The sequence below is a fragment of the Lysobacter sp. BMK333-48F3 genome (assembly GCF_019733395.1).
Lineage (GTDB): Bacteria > Pseudomonadota > Gammaproteobacteria > Xanthomonadales > Xanthomonadaceae > Lysobacter.
This window is the reverse complement of the sequence record NZ_JAIHOO010000001.1, coordinates 2,934,737-2,947,978: the sequence shown is the minus strand read 5'-3', so window position 1 is coordinate 2,947,978 and position 13,242 is coordinate 2,934,737. Positions and strand designations below refer to the sequence as shown.

Below are 13,242 nucleotides of genomic sequence, written 5' to 3'. Positions count from 1 at the left end.
GCCGCCGGGCAGGTCCGCAGGACCGGTGCCGGCAGCCACACGGCGCGCGCGAGGCTGCGAAGCCTAGCACAAGCGTCGGTTCCAGGCCCGCGGCGGGCTCAATGGGCGCAGTGGGCGTCGTGGACGTGAACGTGGTTCAGTCGCAGATTGGCCAGGTGGGCCAGCCCGACCAGGGTGCCGCCGAGGGTCATCACCACCGCGTGCGGCAGCAGCGAGTGGTGCAGCGGCGGGTACAACAGGCCCAGCCACAGCACCAGCACGCCGGGCAGCAGCAGCACCAGGGCGCGTACGGCGCGATGGCGGCGATAGCCCCAGGCGACGCTGAAACTGCCTAGCAAGGTGGCGAAGATCACGAACGCCAATTCGAAGCGGCCGTCGAACCAGCCGGCCACGCCCAGCGACGGCAGCAGCGCGATCGCCAGCGGCAGCAGGGCGCAGTGCACGGCGCACAGCAGCGAGCCGAAGGCGCCGATGCGGTCGATCAGGCTGCGGGGACGCAGGTCGGACATGGATTACGGATCGTTAATGATGACTTTTGGGGGAGGGGACAACTCGCGTTGTTATAATATAACATTGCGACCTGTCGCTTCCAGCACTTTACCTGAACCCATGCCCCGACGTCCCCTTCCGCGGCTGCTGCCGCTCGCCCTGGCCCTGCAACTGGCTGTTCCATTGATCGCCCAGGCCCAGGAGGCCGGCACTGCGCCGACCGACCACCACCAGCCCACCGACCTGAGCGGCATCGAGGTCAAGGCCACGCCGCTGCCGGGTACCGCCGAAGACCTGACCCGTCCGGTCGACGTGCTGGCCGGCGAGCAGCTCGACCGCGCCAAGGCCAACTCGCTCGGCGAAACCGTGGCCAAGCTGCCGGGCGTGCAGAGCTCGTACTTCGGCCCCGGCGTCGGCCGGCCGATCGTGCGCGGCTTCGACGGCGCGCGGGTGCAGGTGCTCAGCGACGGCCTGGGCTCCGGCGACGTGTCCACGGTCAGCGTCGACCACGCGGTCAGCATCGAGCCCTTCCTCGCCGATCAGATCGAAGTGCTGAAGGGTCCGGCCACCCTGCTCTACGGCAGCGGCGCGATCGGCGGCGCGGTCAACGTCATCGACGGCCGCATCCCCGAGCGCGCCACCGAGCAGCCCTTGCAGGGACGCGCCGAACTGCGCGGCGGCACGGTCAACGACGAGAAGACCGGCATGGTCCGCCTCGACGGCACCTCGGCCTCCGGTCACGTCGTGTTCCACTTCGACGCCCTGCACCGCGAGACCGGCGACTACGACATTCCCGGCTATGCCGAAAGCGCGGCCCATCGCGCCGAAGCCGGCGAGGAAGCCGACCCGGCCGACCGCGGCGTGCTGCGCAACAGCGCGGTGCGCACCGATGCCGGCGCGCTCGGCATTTCCTGGGTCGGCGAACGCGGCTTCCTCGGCGCCAGCTACAGCCTGTTCAACACCCGCTACGGCGTGCCCGGCCACGAGCACGAGCACGGCGACGACGGCCACGACCACGGCGGCGACGCCGAGGGCGAGGAAGGCCCGGTGCAGATCGAGATGGACCAGCGCCGCACCGAAGTGCGCGGCGGCCTCAACGAGGTCGGCCCGTTCGCCTCGATCCGGGCCAAGCTGGCGCGCACCGAATACACCCACACCGAGTACGAAGGCGCCGAGGTCGGCACCGTGTTCGACAACACCAGCACCGAGGGCCGGCTGGAACTGGTGCACCGCCCCTGGGGCGGCTGGAACGGCGCGTTCGGCCTGCAGTTCGCCAAGCGCGATTTCCGCGCGATCGGCGAAGAGGCCTTCGTACCGCCCTCGCAGTCGCGCGACGGCGGACTGTTCTGGATCGGCGAGCGCGAGTTCGGCCCGGTCAAGCTGGAACTGGGCGCGCGCCACGACCGCAACAAGATCGACGTCGCCGAAGACGCGATCGGCGCCGACCGCGACTTCGACACCACCAGCCTGTCGGCCTCGGCGCGCTGGAACCTGAGCGAGGACTTCCACCTGTCCTTCGGCCTGGACCGCGCGCAGCGTTCGCCGACCGCGGAGGAGCTGTACTCCAACGGCCTGCACGTGGCGACCGCGAGCGTCGAGCTGGGCAACCCGGAGCTGGACGTGGAAACCGCCAATCGCGCCGAAATCGGCCTGCACTGGCACAACGGCCCGCTCAAGCTGAGCGCCTCGCTGTACCACGTGCGCTACAGCGATTTCATCTACCTGGCCGACACCGGCGTGGAAGAGCACGACGGCCCGGTGCGGCTGTGGACCCAGGGCGATGCGCGCTTCAGCGGCGCCGAAGCCGAAGCCGACTGGACTTTCCTCGACAACGACACCGGCACCTGGGGCCTGCGCGTGTTCGGCGACGTGGTGCGCGGCAAGCTCGACGGCAGCGGCACCCGCGAGGTCGCGTTCTCGGTGCCGCACGGCGACCACAGCCACGACTACACCGCCGACCTGGCCCGGGGCGGCAACCTGCCGCGGATCGCGCCCTGGCGCGTCGGCGGCGAACTGCGCTGGGCGCGCGGCCCGCTGCGCGCCTCGCTGGGCGCGGTGCGTTACGCGCGCCAGGACCGGGTCGCCGAGTTCGAGAGCGAAACGCCGGGCTACACCCTGGTCGACGCGCACCTCGCCTGGCACGCCGACACCGCCGCCGGCAACGCCTGGGAAGTGTTCCTCGACGGCAGCAACCTGCTCGACAAGGAAGCGCGCGCGCACACCTCCTTCCTCAAGGACGTGGCGCCGCTGCCCGGCCGCGGAGTCGCGTTCGGGGTACGGATGTTCTTCTGACCGCCGCCGGCAACGGCGGCAAGGAGCGGGCGGCCGACGCCGCCCGCATTCCCGCCTCTTCCGGCTCGGCGGCGCTGCGACCGTCGCCGCGCTCCTCCCGGGCCCGGCTCCCTGCCCTAGGCATCTGCCGCTCGAACGCCGGCTCCCGCCGGCGTTTGCGTCGGTCGCCGAATTAGGTGTATATACACTCAATGATCGCACCTCCCGCCACCCCGAGCGTCTGCACCTGCTTCCGCATGCGCAAGCTGTCGCGGCTGATGAGCCAGCGCTACGACCAGGCACTGGCGCCGGCCGGCCTCAACCTCAACCAGTACTCGATCCTGCGCCGCACCGGCGGCCAGGGCCGCCCGCTCGGCGAGATCGCCCGCGAACTGGGCATGGACCGCAGCACCCTCAGCCGCGACCTCAAGCCGCTGGTCGAGGCCGGCTGGATCGAATCGGTGCCGGGCGAGGACGCGCGCCAACGCCGCCTGCGCCTGACCGCGTCCGGCCGCCGCACGATCGAACGCGCGCAGCCGCTGTGGCGCATGGCCCAGGACGAAATCGACCGCGGCCTCGGCGCCGACGGCGTCGCCGCCCTGCACGCGCAACTGGACCGCGCGATCGCGCAGTTGCAGGGCGATGGCGCATGAACGCTGCCGAGGCCGCAACTTGGACGCTAGCCACTCGCTGTCGTCCTCGCGAAAGCGGGGATCCAGGGCTTCATCGCGACGTGGCTCCGAAGTTCGTGGATGCCCGGCTGCGCCGAAGCGGAAGCGCAATCCAATTTCGCCGGAGTCGATTCCGCGGGAGCCGCCCGACCTTGCAGGCGCAACGACTCGTAGCGACCGACCACACCACGCCAGCGTCTCTGCCCTACCGCCATCCCCGCGCAGGCGGGGATCCAGGGCTTCACCGCGACATCGCTTCCCGCTGCGCGAACGCCCGAACCGCCGCCAGCCCCCTTCCCCGCCGTTCGTAGCCGAGCGCCCTCATGCCTCCCACGTCCTCCGCCAAACCCGCGTCCTACTGGCCGTTGCTGCTCGCCGCCACGGCGATGCTGATGATCACCATGGGCATCCGCCAATCGCAGGGCCTGCTGGTCAAACCGATCGGCCACAGCACCGGCCTGGGCATCGCCGAAATCAGCTTCGCCCTGGCGATCGGCCAGTTCGTCTGGGGCGCGGTGCAGCCGGTGTTCGGCGCGCTGGCCGACCAGCGCGGCCCGGGCCGAGTCCTAGTGTTCGGCGGCGTGCTGCTGATCGCCGGCATGGGCCTGACTCCGTTCGTGTCCTCGCAATGGGGCCTGCTGATGACCCTGGGCGTGCTCGGCGCGGCCGGTGCGGGCGCGGGCAGCTTCTCGATCCTGATCGGCGCCACCGCGCAGCGCATTCCCGCGGAAAAGCGCTCGATGGCCTCGGGCGTGATCAACGCCGGCGGCTCGATGGGCCAGTTCGTGTTCGCGCCGCTGGTGCAGGCGGTGATCGCCGCGGCCGGCTGGATGGCGGCGATGTGGACCCTGGCCGCGGCCGCGGTGGCGACGCTGCCGCTGGCCTGGCCGCTGCGCCGGCGCGAATCGCCCGCATCGGCGACGGCGAGCGCGGCGCCGGCCGGCATCGGCCTGCGCGAACAACTGCGCATCGCCGCACGCGAGCCGAGCTACTGGATGCTGCACGTGGGTTTCTTCACCTGCGGCTTCCACATCGCCTTCCTGGTCACCCACCTGCCCGGCGAGATCGCGCTGTGCGGCTTGTCCGACAACGTCTCGGCGATGGCGCTGGGCCTGATCGGCCTGTTCAACGTCGCCGGCAGCCTCGCCGCCGGCTGGCTCGGCCAGCGCTACCGGATGAAGTACCTGTTGGCGGGCATGTACGCCAGCCGCGCCGCGCTGATCGCGATCTATCTGGTCTCGCCGCCGACGCCATTGACCTTCTATCTGTTCGCTGCCGGCCTGGGCGTGACCTGGCTGGCCACGGTGCCGCCGACCGCCGGCCTGGTCGGCAAACTGTTCGGCCCGCGCTACCTGGGCACGCTGTTCGGCCTGACCCTGCTCTCGCACCAGATCGGCGGCTTCTTCGGCGCCTGGCTCGGCGGGCTGGCGATGGCGAAGTTCGGCGACTACACCTGGATGTGGTACGCCGACATCGTCCTGGCGCTGCTGGCCGCGGCGGCGAACCTGCCGATCCGCGAAGCCAGGCCGTCGCTGGATGGATTGGCGACGGCGAAAGCGTAGTCGCGCTCGCCGATCTTGCAGTGCCCCGTTTGAAAAGAGCAAATCCCCCGCGCCAGCCGGACCAGGCCGACCTCGGACGGCGCAAGGCGCAGCCCCCTTTGAAAAAGGGGGCTGCGCCTTGCGCCGTCCGAGGTCGGCCTGGTCCGGCTGGCGCGGGGGATTTGCTCTTTTCAAACGGGGCACTGCAAGATCGGCGAGCGCGACTACGCTTTCGCCGTCGCCAATCCATCCAGCGACGGCCTGGCTTCGCGGATCGGCAGGTTCGCCGCCGCGGCCAGCAGCGCCAGGACGATGTCGGCGTACCACATCCAGGTGTAGTCGCCGAACTTCGCCATCGCCAGCCCGCCGAGCCAGGCGCCGAAGAAGCCGCCGATCTGGTGCGAGAGCAGGGTCAGGCCGAACAGCGTGCCCAGGTAGCGCGGGCCGAACAGTTTGCCGACCAGGCCGGCGGTCGGCGGCACCGTGGCCAGCCAGGTCACGCCCAGGCCGGCAGCGAACAGATAGAAGGTCAATGGCGTCGGCGGCGAGACCAGATAGATCGCGATCAGCGCGGCGCGGCTGGCTCGGCCAGCGCTACCGGATGAAGTACCTGTTGGCGGGCATGTACGCCAGCCGCGCCGCGCTGATCGCGATCTATCTGGTCTCGCCGCCGACGCCATTGACCTTCTATCTGTTCGCTGCCGGCCTGGGCGTGACCTGGCTGGCCACGGTGCCGCCGACCGCCGGCCTGGTCGGCAAACTGTTCGGCCCGCGCTACCTGGGCACGCTGTTCGGCCTGACCCTGCTCTCGCACCAGATCGGCGGCTTCTTCGGCGCCTGGCTCGGCGGGCTGGCGATGGCGAAGTTCGGCGACTACACCTGGATGTGGTACGCCGACATCGTCCTGGCGCTGCTGGCCGCGGCGGCGAACCTGCCGATCCGCGAAGCCAGGCCGTCGCTGGATGGATTGGCGACGGCGAAAGCGTAGTCGCGCTCGCCGATCTTGCAGTGCCCCGTTTGAAAAGAGCAAATCCCCCGCGCCAGCCGGACCAGGCCGACCTCGGACGGCGCAAGGCGCAGCCCCCTTTTTCAAAGGGGGCCAGTTCGCTGTCGGCCTACGACGGAAGGACGAACTTCCTGGACCGTCGAGAGAGATAGAGAGGTCGAGAGAGAGCCAATGCAGCCTCTCCTTTACCACCGCTGTTCCCCCCTTTGAAAAATTCCCCCCTTTGAAAAAGGGGGGCTAGGGGGGATTTGCTCTTGCTTCGCGCAACACCGAAAGCAAAAGCAAATCCCCCGCGCCAGCCGGACCAACCCGACCTCGGACGGCGCAAGGCGCAGCCCCCTTTTTCAAAGGGGGCGAGTTTGTTGTCGGCCTACGACGGAAGGACGAACTTCCTCGCCCGTCGAGAGAGATAGAGAGGTCGAGAGAGAAAGACCCATGCAGCCTCCCCTTCGCCACCGCTCTTCCCTTCTTTGAAAAAAAGGAGCGCGTGCGTCTGCGAACCGCAGGTTCGCGCACGGTCGAACGCCAGCAGGCTATGCCTGCTGGCCGGACGGGTTAAAGGGGATTCGCCTTTGCTTCGCGCATCGCCATAGCCCCCGCGCTCACCCCTGCGCCGCTTTCGCCTGCACGCAGTCCGCGCACATGCCGTGCACTTCCAGGGTCTGCGCCTGCGGCACGAAGCCCAGCGCGCGCGCGCGGGCTTCCAGCAGGTCGACGATGCGCTCGTCTTCCAGTTCGGTCGCCGACTGGCAGTTGTCGCAGATCAGGAACGGCACCGCGTGCTGGGCGCCCCCCGGGTGATGGCAGCCGACGAAGGCGTTGATCGAGGCCAGCTTGTGGATGAAGCCGTGCTCGAGCAAGAAATCCAGCGCGCGGTAGATGGTCGGCGGCGCCGCGGCGTCGTGGGTCGCCTTCATCCGGTCGAGCAGGTCGTAGGCCTTCATCGGCCGGCCGGCGTCGGCGATCAGGCGCAACGCGTGGGCGCGGATCGGGGTCAGCCGCAGGCCGCGCTGCTCGCAGGCCCGTTCGACCTCGTGCACGAAGGCGTCGCCGTCGTGGACGTGGTGCTGGGGATCGGTGCAGGCGGTGTGGGTGCTCATGGCGGACTCCGAAGTCGCGGCGCGGGCCTGATCGGACGATTCGACCTATGCCGCAATCTTAGTGAGGGCGGCGTCGATGCGTTGCAAGGCCTGCTCGCGGCCGGCCAGGTAGACCGTGTGCGAGATGTCCGGGCTGACCTGGGTGCCGGTGATCGCCACCCGCATCGGCTGGGCGATCTTGCCCATGCCCAGGCCCAGCGCTTCGGCGGTCTCGTGCAGGGCCGCCGCCACGCTTTCCGCGCTCCACGCCGCCAGCGCGGCCAGGCGCGCGCGCGCCTCGTTCAGCGGCGCCTGCGCGGCCGCGGTCAGGTGCTTGGCCACCGCCGCATCGTCGTACTGTTGCAGCGGCCGGTACCAGACCGCCGCGCGTTCGGCCATGTCCTTCAGGGTCTGCACCCGGTCGCGCAGCGCGATCACCACGTCGGCCGGAGCCGGGCCGGCGGCCAGGTCGTAGCCCTGCTGGCGCAGATGCCATTCCAGGTGCCGGCCGACTTCGACCGGATCGTCGCTCTTGAGGTACTGCTGGTTGAGCCAGCCCAGCTTGGCCGCGTCTAGGCGCGAGGCCTTGGAGTTGACGTTCTCGAGCTGGAACAAACGGGTCATCTCCTCGATCGAGAAGATTTCCTGGTCGCCGTGCGACCAGCCCAGGCGGACCAGGTAGTTGAGCAGCGCATGCGGCAGATAGCCAGCGTCGCGGTACTGCATCACGTCGGCCGCGCCGGTGCGCTTGGACAGCTTGTTGCCTTCCTCGTCGAGGATCATCGGCAGGTGCGAGAAATGCGGCACCGGCGCGCCCAGCGCCTGGTAGATGTTGATCTGGCGCGGGGTGTTGTTGACGTGGTCGTCGCCGCGCACCACGTCGGTGATGCCCATGTCCCAGTCGTCGACGACCACGGCGAAGTTGTAGGTCGGGTAGCCGTCGGCGCGGAAGATCACCAGATCGTCGAGTTCGTCGTTGGCGATCTCGATCCGGCCCTTGACCTTATCGTCGAACGCGACCGTACCCCCGAGCGGATTCTTGAACCGGATCACCCGGTTCGGGTCGTCGCGGTAAGGCTCGTCGCGGTCGCGGTAGGCGCCGCTGTAGCGCGGCTTCTCCTTCGCCGCCATCGCCGCGTCGCGCGCCGCGGCCAGCTCTTCCTTGGTCTCGTAGGCGTAGTAGGCGGTGCCGGCGGCGACCATCTGCTCGGCGACCTCGCGGTAACGCGCCAGGCGGTGGGTCTGGTAGATCGGGCCCTCGTCGTAGCCCAGGCCCAGCCAGTCCATCGCCTCCAGGATCGCGTCGATCGCGGCCTGGGTGCTGCGCTCCTGGTCGGTGTCCTCGATGCGCAGGATGAACTGCCCGCCCGCGCGGCGCGCTTCCAGCCAGCAATACAGCGCGGTGCGCGCGCCGCCGATGTGCAGGTAGCCGGTGGGACTGGGGGCGAAACGGGTGCGGGTCATGCGGGGGCTCGGGCGGATCCGGGAAGACCGGCTATTTTAGCGGATGGGCGCGGCCGGGGCCGTCGGGGCCGCCGGAACCGGCCCCGGGAGGTCCGCGGCCATGCCGGTGCGGGCGCCGGGCTGGCCTAAACTAGGCCCATGACCACCCTTTTCATTTCCGACCTGCACCTGGACCCAGAGCGGCCGCAGATCACCGACCTGTTCGGCCGCTTCGTCCGCGACGAGGCGCGCGGCGCCGATGCGCTGTACATCCTCGGCGACCTGTTCGAGGCCTGGGTCGGCGACGACGACCCGGCCGAGACCGGCGCCTTCGTCGCCGCCGAACTCAAGGCCCTGGCCGACAGCGGCGTGCCGGTGTACTTCATCCGCGGCAACCGCGACTTCCTGCTCGGCACCGACTACGCCGCGCGCGCCGGCATGCGCCTGCTGCCGGACCCGTCGGTGGTGGTGCTGTACGGCCGCCCGACCCTGATCGGCCACGGCGACCTGCTGTGCACCGACGATGTCGCCTACCAGCAGTTCCGCGCCCAGACCCGCCACCCGGCCTGGCAGGCGCAGTTCCTGGCCCAGCCCTTGGCGGCGCGGCTGGCCTTCGCCCAGCAGGCGCGCGCGGCGAGCAAGGCGCACCAGGCCGGGCTGCGCGACGCCGGGCGCATGGAAACCATCACCGATGTCTCGCCGCAAACCGTGGCCGAGACCTTCGCCCGCTACGGCATCGACCGGATCGTCCACGGCCACACCCACCGTCCGGCGGTGCACGCGCTGGAAGTCGCCGGCCGCGCCTGCGAGCGCATCGTGCTCGGCGACTGGTACGAACAGGGCTCGGTGCTGCGCGTCGACCGCGACGGCGCGCGCCTGCAAAGCCTGAGCTGAGCGAACCCCGAGGAAGTCCGTATGCGCCTGCCGACCGCCCTGCTCTGCCTGTCCCTGCTCGCTGCCTTGCCGGCCTGCGATCGCGTCGCCGCACCGGCGGCCGATGCCGAGCAAGCCGCCGCGAAGAACGATTCGGCCGCCGGTACGGCGCCTGCGCCGTCCACAGCGAGTCCGGCCTCCGCGCCTGCGGCCGATGCCGCCGGATCCGGCCCGATCCGCGCCAGCTTCGACTGCGCCGCCGCGCGCAGCTACGGCGAAACCACTGTCTGCGCCGACGCCGCGCTCGCCGCCAAGGACCGCGACCTGGCCGAGGCCTGGCGCGAGTTGTCCGAGCGCGGCCTGCTCGACGCCGAAGTGCGCCAGGCGCAACGCCGCTGGCGCGGCGAGCGCGACGCCTGCACCGCACCGGCCTGCGTCGGTTCGGCCTACGACCAGCGCCTGAAGGCATTGCGAGAGATCGCGCTGCAACCCGACGGCGACGCCGCGCACCGCCTCGACGGCCGCTTCCTGGTCGAATCGGTCGGCGCCGGCGCGGACTGGATCGAACTGCGTTTCAACGCGGTCGATCTGGCGATGGACAACGAACGGGTGATCCAGGTCGCCGGCCGCGACGACCCCAAGGTCGAACGCGCCGCCGGTTCGATCATGAGCCTGCAGGTCGAGGCGCGCAGCGCCGAGGGCAAGCGCCTGCTCGCCGCCTGCGCCGCCGGTTGCAGCGTCGACGGCGTGGTCGAACAGGCCGCGCGCGGCGAATGGGTGCTCAAGCGGTTGCGCAAGGTGAGCCCAGGCGCAGCGCCGTCCGCCGCGACCGCGCCGATCGAGGTCGGCGTCGGCGATCCGCGCCGCGCGCCCCTGCTCGCCGCGCTCAAGGCCGTGCTGGCCAAGGACCTCGGCCAGCCGGTAACCCTGCGCGTGGATCTGCTGCGCGAACAAGGCGGCTGGGCCTTCGCCTCGGTGCGTCCGCGCACCGCCGACGGCCAGCCGATCGACTTCCTGCGCACCCGCTACGCCGAGCGCCAACGCGACGGCCTGCTCGACGGCGACGGCACCTATGCCCTGCTGGCCAAGCGCGGCGGCGCCTGGAAGGTCGTGCAATTCGACCTCGGCCCGACCGATGTGTCCTGGGCGGCGTGGCCGGAGGAATTCGGCGCGCCGACCGCGGTGGTGCAGGTCGCCGCCGCCGACTGATCCCTGCGGCGGTTGCTTCCGGCCGATCGGGCAGGCGCCAGAAACGACGACGCCGGCCCGCGAGGGCCGGCGTGCGCTATGACTCGACCGCGACGGCGCCGCAACGCCGCCGCGATCCTTCATCGCCGATCAGAACTTCAGTTCGCCGGTCAGGAAGACCTGCCGCGGCGCGCCCGACTGCACGGTGTAGTTCAAGCCGCGCGGATCGGAGGCGACGAAACCGTTGGTGCCGATGCTGCCGAAGTATTCCTTGTCGAACAGGTTGGTCACGTTCAACTGCAGCTTGAACGCATCGGCCCAGGACAGGTCCTTCCACTCGTACGAGGCGGCGGCGTCGAACACCCAGAACGCATCGACCTTGGAATCGTTGAGGTAGGTCAGATAGCGCTTGTCGGTGTACTTGGCGCCGAGCTGCAGCTGCAGGCCGTCGCGCTCCCAGCGGACCTCGGTGGCGTACAGGCGCTTGGGCGCGTCGACCACCTGCTTGCCGCGGGTGCGCACCAGGGTGGCGCCGTCCAGGTAGTCGGACTCGTACTGCGAGTCGTTGAAGGCCAGCGAGTGGTACCAGCTGAAGCCCGCCAGCGGCTTCCACAGCACGGTCACTTCCGCGCCGCGGCTCTCGACGTCGCCGACGTTGGCGAAGCTGGAGGCGCAGCCGACGATGCCGGCGCAACGCGCGATCGCCAGCAGGCGGTTCTCGAAGTTCACCCGGTACACCGCGACCGAGGCCTCGATCGCGTCGCGGCTGGTGCGCAGGCCGGCCTCGAAGGTCTTCGAGCTTTCCGGTTCCAGGGTCGCCACCGCGGCGTTGAAGGCGGCCTGCGAGGTCGAATGCGGGCCGTTGACGCCGGTGCGGAACGCCGACAGGTTCTCGCTGTACGAGCCGAAGATTTCCTCGTGCTCGCTGAACTGCCAGCGCGCGCCGATCTGCGGCAGGAAATTGTCCTCCGAGACCAGCTTGCCGCTGGCGCGGCTGCCGCCGCCGATCAGGGTCTTGCCGTCGGTCTCCACGCGCAGGCCCTTGAAGCCGGCGTCGACCGCCAGGCGGCCGTCGGCGAACTCCATGTGGTCGAGCACGTAGTACATCCGCGTATCGGTGTCGAAGCGCTGGCGGAACACGCGCTGGTCCGGATTGCGGTAGAAGAAGATCTCGTCCGGCGCCTCGTTGCGGTTGAGGTCGTAGAAGTTGCGCTGCACGCCGTGGTCGTTCTTCTCCAGCCACAGGCCGGCCTGCAGGCGGTGGTTGCCGATCTGCCAGCTCAGGCTGGGCATGAAGCCGGTGCGCTCGATGTCGTACTCGGTGGTGCGCATGCGCAGCGGCACGGTCGGCGAGGTCGAGTACGGCGTGGCCCAGTGGCCCTGGCCCTCGTTGCGGTGGTAGTAGGCGGTCGCCGCCAGCACCACGTCCGGATTGACGTTCCAGTCGGCGCTGATATAGGCCAGGTCGTCGTCGCGCACGCCGCGGGCGATGTAGTAGGCATCGTCCAGGCTGGTCACGCCGCCGCGGAAGCGGCCCTGTGCGGCGTCGATCGCGCGCTGCCAGTCCTTGGCGTAGTTGTCCCAGTCCATGCCCAGACGCTTGGCCGATTCCAGCGACAGGTCGGCGTAGTCGGTCTCGCGCCGGCGCGAGGAATCGGCATAGCCGCTGACGCGGAAGTCTTCGCCGGAGAACACGAACTTGCCGTTGAACTGCGAGTTGCGCTGCGGGCCCTCGCCCTTCCACTTGTCGGTAGTGTGGAACATGCCGCTGAGGTAGGCGCTGAAGCCGCCGTGGTCGCCGGTATCCAGGCGCGCATAGGTGCGGCTGGTGGCGTCGCTGCCGACGGTCTGGGCCAGGCGCACGCCGAATTCGGCCGAGGGGTCGGAGCTGAAGAAACGCAGCGTGCCGCCGAGGTTGCCCGAAGAAGCGGTGTCGATCGCGCCGCTGCCCTGCGACAGCTCGGCGCCGGACAGGTTCTCGCTGCTGATCGCGCGGCCGATGTGCAGGCCGTTGTGGTTGCCGTAGCTCATGTCGCCCAGCGGCACGCCGTCGAGGGTGAAGCCGAGCTGCTGCTGCGAGAAGCCGCGGATATTGAGCTTGCTCGACCACTCGTAGTTGCCCCAGGGATCGGAGCTCTGGAAGTGCACGCCCGGCAGCTTGGCCATGACCTTCAGCGGGCTGGTGCCGGCGGCTTCGCGCTGCAGTTCGGCGCGGCCCAACGCCTGCACCTGGCGGGTCTGGCCGGTGCCGACCACCGACACCGCGTCCAGCGTGGTCGCGTCGTCGGCCGGGGCCGCGGCGGCGCCGCTGTCGGCGGCCGCTGCGGGCAAGGGAGCGGCTTCGGCGGCCTGGCCGCGGCCGGCGTACAGGCACAGCAAAATCGAGGCGGCGAGGAGCGTCGTCTTCGTCGTCGTCATTTCAGGGGACTTCCAGATCAAAGTGGCCGCCGCGCGATGCGCAGTCCGCTCTTGGGCGGCGTCAGAGCGAAGCCCGGAAGTCTGTCGACTCGGTGTGAACGGGGTATTTCAGATCCGCGTCAGTTGATCGAGTCGGCGGTTTGGATGTGCGGGGATGGCCGATGGAATGGCTGCGCGCTCACGACGATCGCGAGTTCATGACATTCGCCATCGTCGAACGAAGACATCGCCGTCGCGAATCACGACGGCGATATCGCTCGCCA

General features: G+C 69.9%; 11 protein-coding genes. 6 read left to right on the top strand and 5 right to left on the bottom strand.

Annotated features, from left to right (window positions below):
* Positions 1-98 precede the first annotated feature (98 nt).
* Positions 99-509 (bottom strand): MerC domain-containing protein, encoded by a 411-nt coding sequence (locus K4L06_RS12505; protein WP_221671672.1) that lies wholly within the window; start codon positions 507-509, stop codon positions 99-101.
* Positions 510-609: 100 nt separating this feature from the next.
* Here K4L06_RS12505 and K4L06_RS12500 point away from each other — a divergent pair, with 100 nt between their 5' ends.
* The 3 genes from K4L06_RS12500 (at position 610) to K4L06_RS12490 (ending at position 4,993) form a co-directional block, all read left to right on the top strand.
* On the top strand, positions 610-2,781 hold the full coding sequence (locus tag K4L06_RS12500) for a TonB-dependent receptor (RefSeq protein ID WP_221671671.1): 2,172 nt from the start codon (positions 610-612) through the stop codon (positions 2,779-2,781).
* 191 nt (positions 2,782-2,972) lie between these two features.
* Entirely contained in the window at positions 2,973-3,413 is a 441-nt protein-coding gene (locus tag K4L06_RS12495; protein ID WP_221671670.1) for a MarR family winged helix-turn-helix transcriptional regulator, read from the top strand.
* 341 nt (positions 3,414-3,754) lie between these two features.
* Positions 3,755-4,993, top strand: a complete 1,239-nt coding sequence (locus K4L06_RS12490) for an MFS transporter (protein ID WP_221671669.1) — start codon at positions 3,755-3,757, stop codon at positions 4,991-4,993.
* 203 nt (positions 4,994-5,196) lie between these two features.
* Here K4L06_RS12490 and K4L06_RS12485 read toward each other — a convergent pair whose 3' ends face one another.
* Positions 5,197-5,505 carry a hypothetical protein gene (locus tag K4L06_RS12485; protein ID WP_255595101.1) on the bottom strand — a complete coding sequence of 103 codons (309 nt, stop codon included), beginning with the start codon at positions 5,503-5,505 and terminating at the stop codon, positions 5,197-5,199.
* A gap of 68 nt (positions 5,506-5,573) precedes the next feature.
* Between K4L06_RS12485 and K4L06_RS12480 the strand changes: the two genes are divergently transcribed.
* Complete coding sequence (locus K4L06_RS12480; RefSeq protein ID WP_255595100.1) at positions 5,574-5,960, top strand: hypothetical protein; 387 nt, start codon at positions 5,574-5,576, stop codon at positions 5,958-5,960.
* Positions 5,961-6,580: 620 nt separating this feature from the next.
* Here K4L06_RS12480 and K4L06_RS12475 read toward each other — a convergent pair.
* On the bottom strand, positions 6,581-7,078 hold the full coding sequence (locus K4L06_RS12475) for a transcriptional repressor (RefSeq protein WP_221671668.1): 498 nt from the start codon (positions 7,076-7,078) through the stop codon (positions 6,581-6,583).
* Between the two features lie 45 nt (positions 7,079-7,123).
* Positions 7,124-8,521 (bottom strand): glutamate--tRNA ligase, encoded by a 1,398-nt coding sequence (gltX, locus tag K4L06_RS12470; RefSeq protein ID WP_221671667.1) that lies wholly within the window; start codon positions 8,519-8,521, stop codon positions 7,124-7,126.
* A 138-nt stretch (positions 8,522-8,659) separates the two neighbouring features.
* Between gltX and lpxH the strand changes: the two genes are divergently transcribed.
* Positions 8,660-9,394, top strand: coding sequence for a UDP-2,3-diacylglucosamine diphosphatase (gene lpxH / locus K4L06_RS12465; RefSeq protein WP_221671666.1), 735 nt, complete (start codon positions 8,660-8,662; stop codon positions 9,392-9,394).
* Positions 9,395-9,415: 21 nt separating this feature from the next.
* On the top strand, positions 9,416-10,582 hold the full coding sequence (locus K4L06_RS12460; RefSeq protein WP_221671665.1) for a lysozyme inhibitor LprI family protein: 1,167 nt from the start codon (positions 9,416-9,418) through the stop codon (positions 10,580-10,582).
* A 129-nt stretch (positions 10,583-10,711) separates the two neighbouring features.
* On the opposite strand, the gene K4L06_RS12455 is transcribed toward K4L06_RS12460, so the two are convergent.
* Positions 10,712-12,979: a TonB-dependent receptor gene (locus tag K4L06_RS12455; protein ID WP_221671664.1), complete on the bottom strand. Its 2,268-nt coding sequence runs from the start codon at positions 12,977-12,979 to the stop codon at positions 10,712-10,714.
* Positions 12,980-13,242 lie beyond the last annotated feature (263 nt).